This window comes from Oceanicola sp. 22II-s10i (assembly GCF_002210105.1).
In the GTDB taxonomy this organism is placed as follows: domain Bacteria; phylum Pseudomonadota; class Alphaproteobacteria; order Rhodobacterales; family Rhodobacteraceae; genus Pseudooceanicola.
On record NZ_AQQU01000001.1, the window covers coordinates 1,558,453 to 1,574,826 of the forward strand.

Annotated in this window: 17 protein-coding genes; 6 read left to right on the forward strand and 11 right to left on the reverse strand. The window is 68.2% G+C overall.

Annotated features, from left to right (window positions below; all coding sequences use genetic code 11):
* Together ATO6_RS07760 and ATO6_RS07765 are read left to right on the forward strand one after the other, a co-directional pair.
* Nucleotides 1-1,320 carry an NAD(P)/FAD-dependent oxidoreductase gene (locus ATO6_RS07760; protein WP_088623307.1) on the forward strand — a complete coding sequence of 440 codons (1,320 nt, stop codon included), beginning with the start codon at nt 1-3 and terminating at the stop codon, nt 1,318-1,320.
* Nucleotides 1,317-2,360, forward strand: coding sequence for a cyclase family protein (locus tag ATO6_RS07765; RefSeq protein WP_088623308.1), 1,044 nt, complete (start codon nt 1,317-1,319; stop codon nt 2,358-2,360). Before ATO6_RS07760 ends, ATO6_RS07765 begins: the two co-directional genes overlap by 4 nt.
* A 46-nt stretch (nt 2,361-2,406) precedes the next feature.
* On the opposite strand, the gene ATO6_RS07770 is transcribed toward ATO6_RS07765, so the two are convergent.
* Both ATO6_RS07770 and mnmD read right to left on the reverse strand, forming a co-directional pair.
* Nucleotides 2,407-3,279, reverse strand: coding sequence for a DMT family transporter (locus tag ATO6_RS07770; protein WP_088623309.1), 873 nt, complete (start codon nt 3,277-3,279; stop codon nt 2,407-2,409).
* On the reverse strand, nt 3,276-3,953 hold the full coding sequence (gene mnmD / locus ATO6_RS07775) for a tRNA (5-methylaminomethyl-2-thiouridine)(34)-methyltransferase MnmD (protein ID WP_088623310.1): 678 nt from the start codon (nt 3,951-3,953) through the stop codon (nt 3,276-3,278). The genes ATO6_RS07770 and mnmD overlap by 4 nt, the downstream gene beginning before the upstream one ends.
* A 61-nt stretch (nt 3,954-4,014) precedes the next feature.
* Between mnmD and ATO6_RS07780 the strand changes: the two genes are divergently transcribed.
* On the forward strand, nt 4,015-5,076 hold the full coding sequence (locus tag ATO6_RS07780) for an FAD-binding oxidoreductase (protein WP_088623311.1): 1,062 nt from the start codon (nt 4,015-4,017) through the stop codon (nt 5,074-5,076).
* A 55-nt stretch (nt 5,077-5,131) separates the two neighbouring features.
* Here ATO6_RS07780 and ATO6_RS07785 read toward each other — a convergent pair whose 3' ends face one another.
* The 4 genes from ATO6_RS07785 to ATO6_RS07800 all read right to left on the reverse strand — a co-directional run bounded on the left by ATO6_RS07785 (nt 5,132) and on the right by ATO6_RS07800 (nt 9,172).
* A complete protein-coding gene (locus ATO6_RS07785; protein WP_088623312.1) occupies nt 5,132-5,770 on the reverse strand; it encodes a 50S ribosomal protein L25/general stress protein Ctc in 639 nt (212 codons plus the stop codon).
* Between the two features lie 122 nt (nt 5,771-5,892).
* A complete protein-coding gene (locus tag ATO6_RS07790) occupies nt 5,893-6,525 on the reverse strand; it encodes a hypothetical protein (protein ID WP_088623313.1) in 633 nt (210 codons plus the stop codon).
* Between the two features lie 69 nt (nt 6,526-6,594).
* Complete coding sequence (locus ATO6_RS07795; protein ID WP_088623314.1) at nt 6,595-7,944, reverse strand: CHAT domain-containing protein; 1,350 nt, start codon at nt 7,942-7,944, stop codon at nt 6,595-6,597.
* Between the two features lie 64 nt (nt 7,945-8,008).
* Nucleotides 8,009-9,172 (reverse strand): alpha-hydroxy acid oxidase, encoded by a 1,164-nt coding sequence (locus ATO6_RS07800; protein WP_088623315.1) that lies wholly within the window; start codon nt 9,170-9,172, stop codon nt 8,009-8,011.
* 85 nt (nt 9,173-9,257) lie between these two features.
* On the opposite strand from ATO6_RS07800, the gene ATO6_RS07805 reads away from it, so the two are divergent.
* The gene (locus tag ATO6_RS07805; protein ID WP_088623316.1) at nt 9,258-10,034 is read left to right on the forward strand and encodes a ZIP family metal transporter; all 777 of its coding nucleotides are present in this window, start codon (nt 9,258-9,260) and stop codon (nt 10,032-10,034) included.
* Nucleotides 10,035-10,164: 130 nt separating this feature from the next.
* Here ATO6_RS07805 and trpA read toward each other — a convergent pair whose 3' ends face one another.
* Nucleotides 10,165-10,956, reverse strand: a complete 792-nt coding sequence (gene trpA, locus ATO6_RS07810; RefSeq protein WP_088623317.1) for a tryptophan synthase subunit alpha — start codon at nt 10,954-10,956, stop codon at nt 10,165-10,167.
* An 88-nt stretch (nt 10,957-11,044) separates the two neighbouring features.
* Nucleotides 11,045-11,464, reverse strand: a complete 420-nt coding sequence (locus ATO6_RS07815; protein ID WP_088623318.1) for a VOC family protein — start codon at nt 11,462-11,464, stop codon at nt 11,045-11,047.
* 156 nt (nt 11,465-11,620) lie between these two features.
* Here ATO6_RS07815 and ychF point away from each other — a divergent pair, with 156 nt between their 5' ends.
* Nucleotides 11,621-12,718: a redox-regulated ATPase YchF gene (gene ychF, locus ATO6_RS07820; protein ID WP_088623319.1), complete on the forward strand. Its 1,098-nt coding sequence runs from the start codon at nt 11,621-11,623 to the stop codon at nt 12,716-12,718.
* Between the two features lie 112 nt (nt 12,719-12,830).
* Here the strand turns inward: ychF and ATO6_RS07825 are convergent, their stop codons facing one another.
* A complete protein-coding gene (locus ATO6_RS07825; RefSeq protein ID WP_088623320.1) occupies nt 12,831-13,484 on the reverse strand; it encodes a DUF1236 domain-containing protein in 654 nt (217 codons plus the stop codon).
* Between the two features lie 205 nt (nt 13,485-13,689).
* Here ATO6_RS07825 and ATO6_RS07830 point away from each other — a divergent pair, with 205 nt between their 5' ends.
* Entirely contained in the window at nt 13,690-14,466 is a 777-nt protein-coding gene (locus tag ATO6_RS07830; RefSeq protein ID WP_254919086.1) for a 3-keto-5-aminohexanoate cleavage protein, read from the forward strand.
* 4 nt (nt 14,467-14,470) lie between these two features.
* On the opposite strand, the gene ATO6_RS07835 is transcribed toward ATO6_RS07830, so the two are convergent.
* Nucleotides 14,471-15,502: a transketolase family protein gene (locus ATO6_RS07835; protein WP_088623322.1), complete on the reverse strand. Its 1,032-nt coding sequence runs from the start codon at nt 15,500-15,502 to the stop codon at nt 14,471-14,473.
* Nucleotides 15,499-16,365, reverse strand: a complete 867-nt coding sequence (locus ATO6_RS07840) for a transketolase (protein WP_088623323.1) — start codon at nt 16,363-16,365, stop codon at nt 15,499-15,501. The genes ATO6_RS07835 and ATO6_RS07840 overlap by 4 nt, the downstream gene beginning before the upstream one ends.
* Nucleotides 16,366-16,374 lie beyond the last annotated feature (9 nt).

The window sequence follows — 16,374 nt, forward strand, 5'->3', positions numbered from 1 at the left end:
ATGGCCGAGGTCTGCATCATAGGCGCGGGATCGTCCGGCGTGACGGTCGCCAAGTCGCTGAAGGCGGCCGGGGTCAGCTTCGACATCTTCGAAAAGGGGTCGGACATCGGCGGCATGTGGCGCTACGAGAACGACAACGGCCAGTCGTCCTGCTATGCCTCGCTCCACATCGACACCTCTCGGCCCAACCTCGGCTATCCGGACTTCCCGATCGACCCGACGTTGCCGGATTTCCTGAGCCACGCGCAGTTCCTCGGCCACCTCGAGCGCTACGCCGATCATTTCGGCATCCGCCCGCTCGTGACGTTCAACACCGAGGTCGAAAGCGTTCTGCCCGATGGCGACGGTTTCCTCGTCACGCTGAAGGGGGGCGAGACCCGCCACTACCGCGCGGTGGTCGTCGCGAACGGCCACCTCTCGGCCCCACGCCTGCCGGCCTTCGACGGGCAGTTCGACGGCGACACCATCCATTCCCACCACTACCGCACTGCCGCCCCCTACGAGGGCAAGCGCGTGATGGTCGTGGGCATCGGCAACTCGGCCGTCGACATCGTCGTCGACATCGCGCGCCGGGCGGAGCAGGTGATCCTGTCCACCCGCCGCTCGGCCTGGGTGATGCCCAAGTATCTCTTCGGCATCCCGGTCGACCAAGTCTCGTCCCGCATCGCCCGGCTGACCCGCCTGCCGACGCCGCAGGTCCGCCGGATCATGGCCCGGCTGGTCCGCACCTTCGCCGGGCGGCAGGAACGTTTCGGCCTGCGCCGGCCCGAACATCCGATGTGGCGCGAACATGCCACCCTGTCGAACGACCTGCTGCCCTACGTGGGTCACGGCTACATCGCGCTGAAGCCCAATGTCGAACGGCTGAACGGCGACACGGTCCTGTTCGAGGACGGCAGCGAGGAGAAGGTCGACGCCATCGTCTATGCCACCGGCTACCGGCTCGACTTCCCGTTTCTCAGCGAGGCGGTGTTCGACCCCGAGATGGAGGCCGGACGCCTTTACCGCCGCATGGTTTCGCTGCATCACCCCGGCCTGATCTTCGCGGGCCTGCTGCAACCTGTCGGGCCCACCATACCGCTGGTCGAGATACAGGGCCGCTGGATCGCCGCCTACCTCGCGGGCCGTATCGCGCTGCCCGACCGGGCGGACCAGACCGCCGAGGTCGAGGCGCATCGCGACTACCAGCGCCGGACTTATCTCGACGCCGCGCGCTACGTACTGGAGGTCGATTTCAAGACCTACGCCCGGCAGATGGCAAAGGACATGGCCGCCGCATCCGCGACCCCGGCCGCTCAAGGAGGAGACCACCACCCATGACCAATCCCCGCTGGACCCGCCGTCCCGAAGGCTCGAACTGGGGCGATTTCGGCCCCGACGACCAGCTTGGCCGTCTGAACCTGATCACGCCGGAAAAGGTGCGGCAGGGCGTGGCCGAGGTGACCGACGGCATCAGCTTCTGCCTGTCGTTGCCGCTGGACAAGCCGGGCGGCAACGCGCTGAACCCGCGCCGCTATCCGCCGGTACTCCGTCCGACCCTGCGCGGCGACGCGGTCAACTTCATCGCGACCTCCGACGGTGCGCCGGATGTGCTGTGCGACGACCTCGCGATCATCCACCTGCAGTATTCGACCCAGTGGGACGCCTTTTCCCATGTCGGCGGGCGGTTCGACGTGGATGGCGACGGTAAGGACGAGCACGTCTTCTATAACGGCTATCGCGGCGGCGAAGACATCACCGGACCGTCCGATCCGCAGGACGCGGGTGTCCGCGCCTCGATGAAAACGGAAAGCACCTCGCGCGCGGCCAAGCTTGGGGTGGAGAACGCGGCGGTGCACGGCATGCAGGGCCGCGCGGTGATGATCGACCTGCGCCACCATTACGGCGACGCCCGCACCTACGTCGGCTATGACGAGCTGATGCGCGTGCTGGAGGCCGACAACGTCACGGTCGAGACCGGCGACATGGCCTGTTTCCACACCGGTTTCGGGCAGCGCATCCTCGACATGGGCGATCCAGACGAAGAGGTGCTGCACAACTCCTGCGCCGTGCTGAACGGGCGCGATCCCAGGCTGCTGAACTGGGTGACGGACAGCGGTGTCACCGCGCTGATCTCGGACAACTACGCGGTCGAGGGGTTGCCGGCGCAGCCCTGTGACCACGACCACGAATGTTCGAACCTGCCGCTGCACGAGCATTGCCTTTTCAAGAACGGTATCCCGCTGGGCGAGCTCTGGCACCTGACCCCGCTGGCCGAATGGCTGCGCGCGCGGAACCGGTCGCGGTTCCTGCTGACCGCCCCGCCGCTGCGTCTGCCCGGCGCTGTCGGCTCGCCGGTCACACCGATCGCGACGGTCTGAACATGGACAGGCCCGGCTGCCGCGACGGTGGCCGGGCTGAGATCGGCTATGCCCGGCGGCGCGCCCGTTCGCGCCACAGGGTAAACAGCCCCGCCGCCACGATGATCCCCGCGCCGAGCGCCACGTTCGGGCGGATCGTCTCGCCAAAGACCATCAGCCCGATGGTCGCCGCGAAGGGCAGCTGAAGGTAGGCGAAGGGCTGGACCGAGGACGCCTCGGCCACCTCGTAGCATCGGATCAGCAGGTAATGCCCGAGCGCCCCGGTCAGGCAGAGCGTGCCCATCCAAAGCCAGTCGGTGCCGTGCATCGGTTCCCAGAACCACATCCCGACCGCCGTCATCAGGACGGACCCCACGGTGCCGGTCCAGAAGAACGAGGTGGCCGAACTGTCCTTGCGCGCGGCATAGCGCGTCAGCAGGCCGTAGAGCGCGAAGAGCAGGGCGGCGACCAGCGGCACGATGGCGGCAGGCTGGAACACGCTCATCCCCGGTTGAAGGATGATGAGCACTCCGACAAAGCCGACACCGATGGCCGTCCAGCGCCGCCAGCCGACCTTTTCGCCCAGAACGGGGCCGGACAGGGCGGCGATCAGCAGCGGGTAACAGGTGAAGACCGCGTGGCTCTCGACCAGCCCGAGCAGGGTGAAGGCGGCGACCATCACGCAGATCTCGGTCACCAGCAGCGCGCCGCGCAGGGTCTGGACGATCCATTGCGAGGTGGCGGCGGCGGCGCGGATGCCGCCCGCCTTGCGGCCCGCGATGGTGATGACGAAGGCGGCGAAGAACCAGTAGCGGATCATCACCACCATGTAGACGTTGTATTCGCTGGCGAGGTGGCGCGAGATCCCGTCCTGCACGGCAAAGACGAAGGTCGTGGCGATCATCAGCAGGATGCCGAGGCGGGTGTTCTGTTCGGTCATGGACGTGTGGCCCGGGTCATGTGTCGCTTGCGCCCGTATCCCGGAACGCGGGCGACTTCAAACCCCGCCGCCGCAAGGCCGCGCCTGACGAAACCGGCGGCGGTATAAGTCGCCGCCGTGCCGCCGGGAGCGGTGTGGGCATGGACCTGCGCCATCAGCTCCTCGCCCCACAATTCAGGGTTCTTGGCGGGCGAGAAGCCGTCGAGATACCAAGCCTCCGCCGCGCCGTCCCATCCGGGCAGGGTCGCGCGCGCATCGCCGGGCATGATCCTCAGCTCCGCACCGGGCAGGTTGACGGGGGTGCCGGTCGCGGCGTCTTGCCAGAGCGCGACCAGTTCCGCCGCCTCGGCCGCCAGCGCCGGGAAGGCAGCGAGGGCGCGGGCCATTTCGGCCGGGCTCATGGGGAAGGCTTCGAAGGCGGTGTAGCGGAATGCGCCCGGCAGGCCGGTCCCGCGCCATGCGGCGAGGGTGGCGAGGAAGTTCAGCCCGGTGCCGAAGCCCAGTTCGGCGATGTGGAAGCGGTCCGTCATCCGCCCCGGCAGGTCGTTGCCGGACAGGAAGACGTGCCGCGTCTCGGCCAGCCCGTTTTCGAGACTGAAATAGGGATCGTCGAACCGGGTGGATACGGGCACCTCGCCGTCGCGCCACGTCAGTTCGGCCCGCTGGTCCATCATGTCTGGATGCCTTAGGAGAGGGTCCGAGGCCGGACAATGGCCGCAGCGCGGGGGAATGGCAATGGGGGCAGCGACGCCCGACGTGACGATCCGGGGGGCGGGCATTTTCGGCCTTTCCATCGCATGGGCCTGCCTGTCGCGCGGGGCACGCGTGCGGGTCATCGACCCCGGCGGGCCGGGGGCGGGCAGTTCGGGCGGGATCGTCGGCGCGCTGGCGCCGCATGTGCCGGAAAACTGGAACGACAAGAAGGCGTTCCAGCTGGACAGCCTGCTGATGGCCGGGGCGTTCTGGGCCGGGGTCGCCGCCGCATCGGGGCGCGCTCCGGGCTACCTGCGGTCCGGACGGCTGCAGCCGCTGGCCGACGACCGGGCGGTCGCGCTGGCGCGGGAACGGGCCGGCGGGGCCGCTGCGCTCTGGCAGGGCCGGGCGATCTGGGAGGTGGTGTCAGCCGAAGCGGCCGGTGACTGGCGGCCGGAGAGCCCGACCGGGCTCTACATCCGCGACACCCTGACCGCGCGCCTGCATCCGCGCATGGCCGGTGCCGCGCTGGTCGCGGCGATCCGCGCGGGCGGTGGCGAAGTGCTGGCCGAGGGCGCGGAGGCAGGGGCCGTTGTCCATGCCACCGGCGCGCCGGGGCTCGATGACCTGAGCCGCGCCTTCGGCAAGCGGATCGGCACCGGGGTCAAGGGGCAGTCGGCGCTGTTCGCACTGGACCGGCGGGATGCGCCGCAGCTCTTCACCGAGGCGCTGCACGTGGTTCCGCATGCCGACGGCACGGTCGCGATCGGCTCGACCTCGGAGCGGGATTTCGATGCCGGGCACACGACGGACGCCCAGCTGGACGTGCTGATCGCCAAGGCCCGCACGCTGGTGCCCGTGCTGACCGACGCGCCGGTGGTCGAACGATGGGCGGGCGTCCGCCCCCGCGCGCAAAGCCGCGCGCCGCTGCTCGGGCCATGGCCGGGCCGGGAGGGGCACTACATCGCCAACGGCGGGTTCAAGATCGGCTTCGGCATGGCGCCTCGGGTGGCGCAGGTCATGGCGGACCTGATCCTCGACGGGCGGGATGCGATCCCGCCGGGCTTTCACACGGCGACACAGCTGCCCGCCCCGCCGCAATGAAAAACGCGGCGCCCCCTGGGGACGCCGCGCCATTGTTCCGCGAAGCGGGCCGGGATCACTCCTCGGCGGCTGCTTCTTCTTCGCCTTCGGCGTCGTCTTCTTCATCCGCGCCCGAGGACCGCAGGCCCGACGGAGCCGAGAGGTTCGCGATCACGAAGTCACGGTCGATGGTGGGCTTGCTGCCGGCCGGCAGCGTGAGCTGCGAGATCGTCAGCGTGTCGCCGATGTTCATGCCCGAGATATCGGCCACGATCTGCTCGGGGATGTCGCCGGCGGTCACGACCAGTTCCACCTCGGGACGCACGACGGTCAGAACGCCGCCCTTGCGCAGGCCGGGGCACTTGTCGTGGCCTTCGAATTCGACGTGGATGAACAGGTTCACCTTGGACGTGCGACGCAGACGCATGAAGTCGACGTGGGTCGGCAGGTCCTTGACCACATCGCGCTGAACGTCGCGGCAGATGACGCGGACGTCGTCGTGGCCTTCAACCTTGAGGTTGAACAGGGTCGACTTGAAGCGACCGGCCTTCAGGCTCTTCAGCAGCGCGTTGAAGTTCAGGTTGATCGGCAGCGGATCGGCGTCGCCGCCGAAAACGATCCCAGGAACCAGCCCGTCGCGACGGGCCTGACGAGCGGCGCCCTTGCCTGTCCCCGTGCGAGCCTGGGCGTGAAGATCAGGAATTTCTCCAGCCATGGTATATCTCCTTAGTGGCTGCGGACATCCTCCAAGGCTGTATGTCCGCGTGAAGCCGCGCCTATAGACGCATATCCCGGCGGTGGAAAGGGGGAATCTGGCGGCGGGTGTCACGCCAGCGGTCAGGCCGCGCCGGTCACCGGCGTATGCAGATGGCCACCCGCGATCATCATCGCCTCATAGAGCGCCCATTCCTCCGGCCGGGCCGCGATCAGCGCCTCCTCCATCTCCTGCGACAGGGGGGCCGGCACATCGGGCGAGACGTTGCGCCGCTTGGGTTCGATCTTTTCGCCCAGGCGGTCCTTCAGGAATGCCATGAGCAGGTCCGGCCGTTCATAGGCGAAAAGGTGGTCCACCCCGAGCCGACCGGCATGGGACAGGAACGTGCGCTGGTCGCCGATACGCGCATGTTCGGGCGGGGCGTCCGAGATCACATCCGCCACGAACTGGTCGAAGGTGAGCCCGGTCAGATCACGGGGGCCGCCGCGCACCTTGGGCCGCATGCGGTAGCGATACCAGCTGCGCAGGTGCTCGATCGGATTGCGCATCACTGCGACCCGTTCCGGGTCGTAGCCATGCGCCTCCTTCAGCCATGGTGCGAAATGGACCTCGTACTTGCGCATCGACATGTGCTTGAGCGAGGTGTCCTGCGACAGCACGATCTGCGCGTGGTTCCTGAGCGCGAGGTGATAGGCGGTCGAACCCGTCTTGGGCACCGCGAAGAGCGTGAAATTCGCACGGGTGAAAACCAGCATCGCGGACCTGCCTCGGAATTTTCCGGCAGACTGCCCGCGCCCGTGCCGCTTGTCAAAGGCAGGTGCCGGCTAACGGCCAGACGGATCGGCACTGATGTTTCCCATCACCATGAACCCGGCCCAGAGCGCCGGATCCTCAGGGTGAAGGTCCCGCATCTCGATCATCGCCTCGCGCAGCGCGCGGGTGGGGCGGGTGTCGGTGCGCGTGGCGAACCGGGTCATCAGGTCAGCCGTCGCGCGGTCGTCCACGTTCCACAGCGACATCACGACCGCCCCGGCGCCCGCGATGGCAAAGGCCCGCGCCAGTCCCATCGTCCCGGCCGCATGGGCCGTGCCGAGCCCGGTCTGGCAGGCCGACAGGACCACCAGCGCGGGCAGAGCCATCCGCGTGTCTTGCACGGCACGGGCCGTCAGGCGACCGTCGGCGAGGGCGAGGAAACTGCCCATCAGGAAGTCGTAGTCCTGGGCAGGGTTCTCAGCGCTGTCCGTGGCCTCCTGCGCGGCGGCGGCGATGCCGTGAGTGGCGATATAGATCAGGTCCGCGCCCGCCTCCATCGCCCGCGTCACCGCCCCGCCTGTGGCCTCCGTCCCGGTCAGAGCCTCGGTGCCGAGCGCCTCGGCCACCGCCCGCGCCTCGCGTCCGGCGCCGGGCAGGGGAGGGTAGATCCACTCGGGGTCCGCGGGCATATCGGGATCGCCGAGGATCACGGGCCTCTCCCATGACCCCTCGTAGGCCAGCGGCGGCATCACGCCGCGCACGTTCCGTGTCCCCCCGGCCTGACGCTCGTGCAGCTCCGCGATGGACGGCAGGAGTGTCACCGGGGCCGCGTCCAGCAACATGGCCCCGCCGAACGGCAACAGCGGGAAGGGCACGACGCCGATCTCGCCCGTCGGCAGGATCAGCACCTCGTCGGCGGTGCGGATCGCATCGTGCATCGCAACAGGCAGCAGCGCGGCGGAGAGGGCCGCGAGCGGATCGCCCTCCGGGTTCGCCGCGCCCGTGGACAGATCACCACGCAGGGGCCGGGCCGCGCGGGTCGCCTGCCGGGCCTCCACGTTCAGCGCTGCACGCATGCCGCCGATCAGGCCGGACAGGTCCGTTGCCGTCAGCCCGGTGTCTGCGCCGATCACCCGGTCCGCGTCGGTCAGCGCGGTCACGCAGATCGTCGCGCTGTCCTCGGGCTGGCCATAGATCAGCACCAGTTCGGAATGCGCGGTCAGGTCCAGCGTCGCGCCGATCTCGGTGGGGTCGGTTGCGATCAGGGCGAAGGGGTCGCTCACGCCGCGCGTTGTCGCCATGTCGGTCCGCATGACCCGGTGCCAGTCCTGAACGATCCGCAGCGCATCGGGTCCGTCGGGGCAGGCGGCGTGGACGGGCGACGCCAGCAGGAGAAGCGCGGCGGCAAGGCGGAATAGCATGGGCGGACCTCCGGTTCCGGGGTCCCCTGCCGCATGTCCCGCCCTGCGCCGGTCTGGGCCGGCCTCAGGCCCAGTTGCCGGAAAAGCCTTCGGGGATCAAGAGGATGTCCCGGTCGACATCCTTGATGTCCCGCTTGCCGCAGAGCGCCATGGTGATGTCCATCTCCTTGCGGATCACCTCCAGCGCGGTCATCACGCCCTCTTCGCCCATGGCGCCGAGGCCATAGATATAGGACCGCCCGATATAGGTCCCCTTGGCCCCCATGGCGATCGCCTTGAGCACGTCCTGACCCGATCGGATGCCGCTGTCCAGATGCACCTCGACCCGGTCGCCGACCGCCTGCAGGATCGGGTCCAGCATCCGGATCGAGCTGAGCGCGCCGTCCAGCTGCCGCCCGCCGTGGTTCGAGACGATGATCGCGTCGGCCCCCACTTCGGCGGCCTTCACCGCGTCCTCGGCATCGAGGATCCCCTTCAGGATCACCTTGCCGCCCCACATCTCCTTGATCTCGGCGATCTTGCCCCAGTCGAGGCGCGGATCGAACTGTTCCGCCGTCCACGACCCGAGCTGCGATGTGTCGTCGACCCCGGTCACATGGCCCACGATATTGCCGAACTGCCGCCGCTTGGTTCCCAGCATCCCCAGACCCCAGGACCACTTGGTCATCAGGTCGGCGATGGTGGCAGGCGTCAGTTTCGGCGGGGCGGACAGGCCGTTCTTCAGGTCCTTGTGCCGCTGGCCGAGGATCTGCAGGTCCAGCGTGATGACAAGGGCCTCGCAGTTCGCGTCCTTCGCCCGCTGGATAAGGCGACGCAGGTAGTCCTGGTCGCGCATGGTGTAGAGCTGGAACCAGAACGGCTTCTTCGTATGCTCGGCCACGTCCTCGATCGAACAGATCGACATGGTCGACAGGGTGAAGGGCACGCCGAAACGCTCCGCCGCGCGCGCCGCCTTGATCTCGCCGTCCGCCCTCTGCATCCCCGTCAGCCCCACGGGCGCCAGCGCCACCGGCATCGACACCGGCACACCGATCATCTCGGAGGCGAGCGAGCGGTCCTCCATGTTCACCGCGACCCGCTGCCGCAGCCGGATCTCGTTGAAATCCGAGGTGTTCTCGCGGAACGTCTGCTCGGTCCACGACCCGCTCTCGGCATAGTCGAAGAACATCTTGGGCGTCCGCTGCTTGTGCAGGCGTTTCAGGTCGTCGATGCAGGTGATGACGGGCATTTCCGGGCTCCGGCTGGACAGGTCGCGCGGATCCGTCTTACTGCGGCGGGCCACGTGGCGCAATCTTGGGCGGCGGAGACAGGCGATGCACAATCTCTGGTGGGCGATACTCGGCGGCTTCGTCGCCGCGGGCGCGACGACGCTGGGCGCGGTGCCCACGCTGATCGGTCGCGGCATGTCCACCCGAACCGCCGACCTGCTCCTCGGCTTCGCCGCCGGGGTGATGCTGTCGGCCGCCTATTTCTCGCTGATCCTGCCGGGGATCGAGGTGGCCGAGGCGCAGTACGGCTCCATCACCCTCGCGGCCCTCGTCGCCGGGGCGGGCATCGCCATGGGGTCCGGTTTCGTCGCCTGGCTGAACCACGCGATCCCGCACGAACACTTCCGTTCCGGGCGCGAGGGCGGCGGCGTCGATTCCGCGACCTTCGCCCGCATCTGGCTCTTCGTCCTAGCGATCGCCATCCACAACTTCCCGGAAGGCCTGTCGATCGGCGTGGCCTTCGGCGTCGACCGCGCCAACGGCATGTCGGTGATGACCGGCATCTCTCTGCAGGACATCCCCGAGGGCCTTGCCGTCGCGGTCGCCCTGATCGGCCTCGGCTATTCGAAATGGAAGGCGCTCGGCGTCACGGCGCTCACCGGCCTCGTCGAGCCTGTCGGCGCCTTGATCGGCGCCGCCGCCGTCTCTGTCTCCTCACAGCTGCTGGCCTGGGGCCTGACCTTCGCCGCGGGCGCGATGCTTTACATCATCAGCCACGAGATCATCCCCGAAACACACCGCCGCGGCCACCAGAACCGCGCCACCGCCGGCCTGATCTTCGGCCTCATCCTGATGATGGTGCTCGACGTCACCCTGGGGTGATTGCCAACGACGAAGCCGGCTCAGTCGCTCCGCGCTCGAACCAGTGCGCGGGTCCCCTGCTTCTTCTGGTTCCAAATACTTCGGGGGTCCGGGGGCAGAGCCCCCGGCGGGTCGCCGCCAGGCGAAATCCTCAGGCCCGGTGCGCGCCGTCTGCCAGCGACTTCACGAAGGCCAGCACCTCGGACACCGGCTTGCCCGTCGCCGCCTCGGCCACGATAGCGGAGCCCACGACACAGCCGTCCGCGACGCTGGCGATCCCCTGCGCCGCATCGGGCGTCTTGATGCCGAAGCCGACGATCACCGGCAGATCGGTCTGCGACTTGATCCGCGCCACCTCGGGCGCCACGTCGCCCGCCTGCGCCTCGGCCGAACCGGTGATGCCGGTGATCGAGACGTAATAGACGAAACCCGACGTATTCTGCAGCACCTTGGGCAGCCGCTTGTCGTCGGTCGTGGGCGTCGCCAGCCGGATGAAGTTCAGCCCGGCCGCCTGCGCGGGGATGCACAGCTCGTCATCCTCCTCGGGCGGCAGGTCGACCACGATCAGCCCGTCCACGCCGACGGCCTTGGCATCGTCGAGGAACGCCTCGACGCCGCGGTTGTAGATCGGGTTGTAGTAGCCCATCAGGACGATCGGCGTCGTCGTATCCTCCTCGCGGAAGGCGCGGACCATCGCCAGCGTCTTTTCCAGCGTCATCCCGGCTTCCAGCGCGCGCTGTCCGGCAAGCTGGATCGTCGGGCCGTCCGCCATCGGGTCGGTGAAGGGCACGCCCAGCTCGATCACGTCGACCCCCGCCGCGGGCAGGCCGCGCAGGATCTCCATCGACCGCGCCTCGTCCGGGTCGCCGGCCATCATGTAGGCGACGAAGCCCTTGCGGCCTTCGGCCTTCAGGCTGGCGAACGTGTCGTCGATACGGGTCATCTGCCCCTCCGCTTCAGGTCCGGAGCGGAGTGCCGCATCGCGCGCGAAAGATCAAGCCGCAGGCGGCGCTCCGCCATGCGGCGGGGCGTCAGAATTCGTCCGGCCCCTCGACCATCACCATCCAGCGGATGCCGAACCGGTCCGACAGCGCCGCGAACCCGGGGCTGAAGAAGGTGGGCTCCAGCGCCTGCCGGACCTCGCCGCCCTCGGCCAGCCCGTCGAAGACCCGCTGCGCCTCTTCCAGCGTCGGCAGGGTGACCGAGACGTTGCATCCCGCCATCGCCGGGCTGTTGCCCTCGAAATCGTCGCTGGCATAGATCCAGCCCTCTCCGATCTTCAGGGCGGAATGCATCACTGCGTCGTCCGGCACGCCCGGCATCTGTGCCTTCACGTCCGGCGGCATCATGCTGGCGGGCATGATGTCGGGTTCAGCCCCGAAGATGGTGCCGTAGGTTTTCATGGCCTCGGCGCAGGAGCCGTTGAAGAAGAGATAAACGATGGGCTGCATGGCGACTCCCTGTCTGCCGGATGTTGCGTTGGTATCAACTTTGATGGCGGCGCGGCGCAGGGTCAACCCTGCGGACCCGCCTCGGGGCTTGACCCTGCCGGTGGCGGCACCCTACATGCCCGCGCAACGTGACACTGGCGCGAAAGGGCGGCTGGCATGGGTTTCAGGATGGGTATCGTCGGGCTGCCGAACGTCGGCAAGTCGACCCTCTTCAACGCGCTGACGAAGACCGCCGCGGCGCAGGCGGCCAACTTTCCCTTCTGCACGATCGAACCGAACGTGGGCGAGGTGAACGTGCCGGACCGCCGTCTGGACACGCTGGCCGGGATCGCGAAAAGCGCGAGCATCATTCCCGCGCGGATGACTTTCGTCGACATCGCGGGCCTGGTGAAGGGCGCGAGCCAGGGCGAGGGCCTCGGCAACCAGTTCCTCGCCAACATCCGCGAGACGGACGCGATCGCCCACGTGCTGCGCTGTTTCGAGGATGACGACATCACCCATGTCGAAGGCCGGGTCGATCCGGTCGCCGATGCCGACACGATCGAGACCGAGCTGATGCTGGCCGACCTCGAGTCGATCGAGAAGCGCCGCGCGAACCTCGTTCGCAAGCTCAAGGGCAACGACAAGGAAGCCGCGCAGCAGGACCGGCTGCTGGCCGCCGCGCAGGCCGCCATCGAGGACGGCAAGCCCGCGCGGACGGTTTCCGTGGACGCCGAGGACCTGAAGGCATGGAAGGGGCTGCAGCTGCTGACCACCAAGCCGGTGCTCTACGTCTGCAACGTGGCCGAGGATGAAGCGGCCAAGGGCAACGCCCTGTCCGACAAGGTCGCGCAGATGGCGGCGGAGCAGGGGGCGGGGCACGTCGTGATTTCCGCCCGGATCGAGGAGGAGATCAGCCAGCTCGACGCCGAGGAAGCCGAGATGTTCCTGTCCGAGATGGGGCTGGAGGAGGCGGGCCTCGACCGGCTGATCCGCGCCGGTTACGACCTGCTGCGGCTGGAGACCTACTTCACCGTCGGCCCCAAGGAAGCCCGCGCCTGGACGATCCGCAAAGGCACCAATGCACCGCAGGCGGCGGGCGTCATCCACGGCGATTTCGAGCGCGGGTTCATCCGGGCCGAGACAATCGCCTATGACGACTACGTCGCGGGCAAGGGCGAGCAGGGCGCCAAGGAGGCCGGCAAGATGCGGGCCGAGGGCAAGAGCTATGTGGTGCAGGACGGCGACGTCATGCACTTCCTGTTCAACACCTGACATCCAGACATGAAAAGACCCGCCCTTCGCTAGAAGAGCGGGTCGTCGCCGGGTGTGGCCCCGGCACGGGCGGAAGGGTCAAAACCGCCCGTTAGCCAACGTCATGGCCGTGTCAGCGAACCACGGTCACCACGCGGCGATCAGCATCCACCACGACCGGCACGCCGTTCAGGTAGACATACTTGTATTCGCTGTCCGGGATGGTCTGCAGCGTGACTTCTTCCGGCACGCCAGCACCCGTTACGACTTCGCCCTGCACGTAAACCGGCTCGGTCGGGTTTTCGACCACGTAGGTGGTCACGGTTTCCTGCGGGGTGGCCAGTGCGCCTGCGACCACGCCACCTGCCGCGGCGGCTGCGATACCTGCCGGGCCGGCTGCGGCTGCGAGGGCCATCATGCCACCGGTCATGCCGGCGGTCAGCGAGTTGCCGAGCGCCTGATCGTTGTCCTCGGTGACGGTTTCAACTTCCACGGCGGTGCGGTTTTCATAGACGCTGGCCGCCTGACCGTCGATCGGCGTGTTCAGGTAGGCGCCATAGGCCCAGCCCTGTTGGCCGTTGTAGTCCACGCGGCACCACTGGCTGACGTCCATGCACTGGTCCACGGAGACCATCGCCTCACCGGGAATGACGTCGATGATTTCAGCCTGCGGGCTCGGGCCCGAACGCAGGTTGAGTTCGGTGGTTGCGGTGGCGTCGACGGCGGCCAGAGCGCTGGATGCGGTCAGGGCGCCTACGGTCGAGATGAGTGCGATACGTTTCAGCATTGGTTACGTCCTTCTGTGTCACTACGGGGCTGACAGCATCCTCCCCGTTCCGAACACTAAACTTCGTCACCGGTGCGTAAGTTCCCGGGTTCCGAGCGGGTGGCGATCTTCCGCCGTCTTGCGTCGCGTGGGTCTGGCGGGCAAAACGGGACACCCGGACACCGGGTCCGGCCCAAGCGAAAAGGCCCTCCCTATGACGACGATCATGCTGGCCCCAAACGGTGGCCGCAGGCTGCCCGCCGAACATGCCGCGATCCCCGTGACCATCGCCCAGTCGACCGCCTGTGCCGTTGCGGGCGCTGCTGCAGGAGCGGACGCGATCCACGTCCATCTGCGCGACGCCGAGGGCGGGCACCTGCTGGACGCGGGCGGTTATGGCGAGCTGATCGCCGAGATCGGAAGGGCTGCACCCGGCATGGCGGTGCAGATCACCACCGAGGCCATCGGGCGCTATGGCCCGGCCGAGCAGATGCAGGTGGTGCGCGACACGAAGCCCGACTTCGCCTCCTGCGCGCTGCGGGAACTCTGCGCGGACGAAGGCGCGGCGCTGCGGTTCTATGCCGAGATGGCCGAGGCCGGGGTGGGCATCCAGCATATCCTCTACACGGCCGATGACATCCGCCGGTATCGCGGGATGGTCGAGGGCGGACACCTGGCGCGGGACGGGGCGGTGATCTTTGTCGTCGGGACATACCCGGACGGCGGTGGCGCGCTGCCACGACAGCTTGCCGACTACGTCGCCCTGTTGGGCGATGCGGCGGCGGAATGGATGGTCTGCGCGTTCGGCGCCGGGGAAAGCCGGGTGCTGGCCGCCGCGATGGCCATGGGCGGCCATGCGCGGGTCGGGTTCGAGAACTCGCTTCAGATGGCCGACGGGTCGGTCGCGGCGGACAATGCGGCGCGGGTGCGCGAGGTGGCGGATCTGCGCCGCGCGCTCGGTTTGACCGGCGGCGGCGCGGCGCGGGCGCTCGGCGCCCGCTAGAGCATCAGGCGATCGCCGCTAGGAACTCCCTGGCCACAGCCGTCACGCCGGGCGCATCCAGCCGGTAATGGGCATAGAGCGCGGCGGGCGGCCCGATCTCGACATAGCGGTCGGGCACGCCGTGCTTGCGGAAGGGTACGCGCGGCAGGTCGACCAGCACCTCGGCCACGGCGGTGCCGAGTCCGCCGGTGATGTTGTGCTCTTCCACAGTCAGGATCGCGGCGGTCTCGCTGGCCGCCGCCTCGATCTCGGCCCGGTCCAGCGGGCTGATCGTGTGCATGTCGACGACGCGGGTCTCGATCCCCTCTGCCGCCAGCGCCTCGGCCGTGTCCAGCGCCGCGCGGACCTGGCTGCCGGTGGCGATGATGGTCAGGTCCTTGCCCTCGCGCAGGCGGATGGCCTTGCCGATCTCCAGCTCGGGCACCGTCGGGTAGACCTCCGGATCGCGGCCCCGGCCAAGGCGGATATACATCGCGCCCGGATGGTCGACCGACTTGCGCAGGATGGCGCGCAGGTGGTTGGCGTCGGTGGCGCAGATGACGGTCAGGTCCGCCATGACCCGCAGCATCCCGAGGTCTTCGAGCGCATGGTGCGACGTGCCGTAGAACCCCATCGACATGCCGGAATGGGTGCCGATGACGCGCACGGGCATACGCGGATAGGCGCAGTCGGTGCGGATCTGTTCGGCGCCGAGGATGGCGCTGAAGCTGGCGAAGGTCGCCACGTAGGGCACCAGCCCGCAGGAGGCCATGCCGGCGGCGGCGGTGATCATGTTCTTCTCGGCGATGCCGAAGTCGAAGAAACGGTCGGGGTGCACCGCCTTGAAGTCGTTGGTCCGGTTGGCCGAGGCGAGGTCGGCCGTCGCCACCACGATCCGGGGATCGGTCCTGGCCATTTCGGCCAGTTCCTCGCCCAGGACAAAGGCGGGCATGCCGGCCTTGGGGGTGCCGCGCACCGACCGCGCGTCCTTGAACCGGGTCTCGCCATCGGTCGTGCCGCGGAAAATCTCCGCCTCGTTCTGCATTTCGGTGCTCATTCCGCGGGCTCCGGTTCATAGGGCTGAAGGCCCGCTTCCAGTTCGGCCATGACCTCGTCGTAATCCTCGCCCACGAGGTTGCCGACGTGCCAGTCGAGGCTCATTTCCATCCGCTTGACGCCGCGCCCCTTCACCGTGTCCAGCACGATCGCCTGCGGCTTGCCGGTGGTGCCTTCGGGCAGGTTGCGGAAGGCGCCGAGGATCGCTTCGAAATTGTGGCCATCCACGCGCTGCACGTCCCAGCCGAAGCTGGCGAAGCGTTCGTGGACCGGCTCGATCGACATGATCTCTTCGGTGTGGCCGTCGATGCAGAGCCCGTTGCGGTCGAGCAGGATCACGAGGTGGCCCAGTTTGAAATGGCCGGCGGAAATCACCGCCTCCCAGATCTGGCCCTCGGAGATTTCGCCGTCACCAAGCATCACGTAGGTCCGGTAATCGCGCCCCGTCGCGCGGCCCGCCAGGGCCATGCCGACACCGACGGACAGGCCGTGACCGAGCGAGCCGGACGAGAAGTCGAGGCCCCTGACCTTCTTCATGTCCGGATGGTCACCGTATTTGGAACCGAGGCGGGTGTAGGTCTCCAGCTCCTCCGGGTCGAAATAGCCGAGATCGGCCAGCACAGGGTAGAGGCCGATGGCCGCGTGACCCTTGGACATGATGAACCGGTCGCGGTTGTCCCAGCCGGGGTTCGACGGTTCGATCCGCATCTGGCTGTAGTAGAGCGCCGAAAGCGTTTCAGCGCATGAGAAGGTCGAGGAGTAGTGCCCGGCACCGGCGATCCGGGTGAGGCGCACGGTCTCTTTCCGGATGAACTTTGCCCTGTCCTCGAGGACGGCAAGGCTGACGTTGGAACGGTCTGTCATCGGGCCTCC

Bases quoted from the DNA above. Each gene is read 5' to 3' on its own strand.
- ATO6_RS07780 (WP_088623311.1), top strand. From the start codon at position 4,015: ATGGGGGCAGCGACGCCCGACGTGACGATCCGGGGGGCGGGCATTTTC.
- ychF (WP_088623319.1), top strand. From the start codon at position 11,621: ATGGGTTTCAGGATGGGTATCGTCGGGCTGCCGAACGTCGGCAAGTCG.
- ATO6_RS07770 (WP_088623309.1), bottom strand. From the start codon at position 3,279: ATGACCGAACAGAACACCCGCCTCGGCATCCTGCTGATGATCGCCACG.
- mnmD (WP_088623310.1), bottom strand. From the start codon at position 3,953: ATGATGGACCAGCGGGCCGAACTGACGTGGCGCGACGGCGAGGTGCCC.
- ATO6_RS07805 (WP_088623316.1), top strand. From the start codon at position 9,258: ATGCACAATCTCTGGTGGGCGATACTCGGCGGCTTCGTCGCCGCGGGC.
- ATO6_RS07765 (WP_088623308.1), top strand. From the start codon at position 1,317: ATGACCAATCCCCGCTGGACCCGCCGTCCCGAAGGCTCGAACTGGGGC.
- ATO6_RS07830 (WP_254919086.1), top strand. From the start codon at position 13,690: ATGCTGGCCCCAAACGGTGGCCGCAGGCTGCCCGCCGAACATGCCGCG.
- ATO6_RS07825 (WP_088623320.1), bottom strand. From the start codon at position 13,484: ATGCTGAAACGTATCGCACTCATCTCGACCGTAGGCGCCCTGACCGCA.
- ATO6_RS07800 (WP_088623315.1), bottom strand. From the start codon at position 9,172: ATGCCCGTCATCACCTGCATCGACGACCTGAAACGCCTGCACAAGCAG.
- ATO6_RS07760 (WP_088623307.1), top strand. From the start codon at position 1: ATGGCCGAGGTCTGCATCATAGGCGCGGGATCGTCCGGCGTGACGGTC.
- ATO6_RS07840 (WP_088623323.1), bottom strand. From the start codon at position 16,365: ATGACAGACCGTTCCAACGTCAGCCTTGCCGTCCTCGAGGACAGGGCA.
- ATO6_RS07835 (WP_088623322.1), bottom strand. From the start codon at position 15,502: ATGAGCACCGAAATGCAGAACGAGGCGGAGATTTTCCGCGGCACGACC.
- ATO6_RS07790 (WP_088623313.1), bottom strand. From the start codon at position 6,525: ATGCTGGTTTTCACCCGTGCGAATTTCACGCTCTTCGCGGTGCCCAAG.
- ATO6_RS07795 (WP_088623314.1), bottom strand. From the start codon at position 7,944: ATGCTATTCCGCCTTGCCGCCGCGCTTCTCCTGCTGGCGTCGCCCGTC.
- ATO6_RS07815 (WP_088623318.1), bottom strand. From the start codon at position 11,464: ATGCAGCCCATCGTTTATCTCTTCTTCAACGGCTCCTGCGCCGAGGCC.
- ATO6_RS07785 (WP_088623312.1), bottom strand. From the start codon at position 5,770: ATGGCTGGAGAAATTCCTGATCTTCACGCCCAGGCTCGCACGGGGACA.
- trpA (WP_088623317.1), bottom strand. From the start codon at position 10,956: ATGACCCGTATCGACGACACGTTCGCCAGCCTGAAGGCCGAAGGCCGC.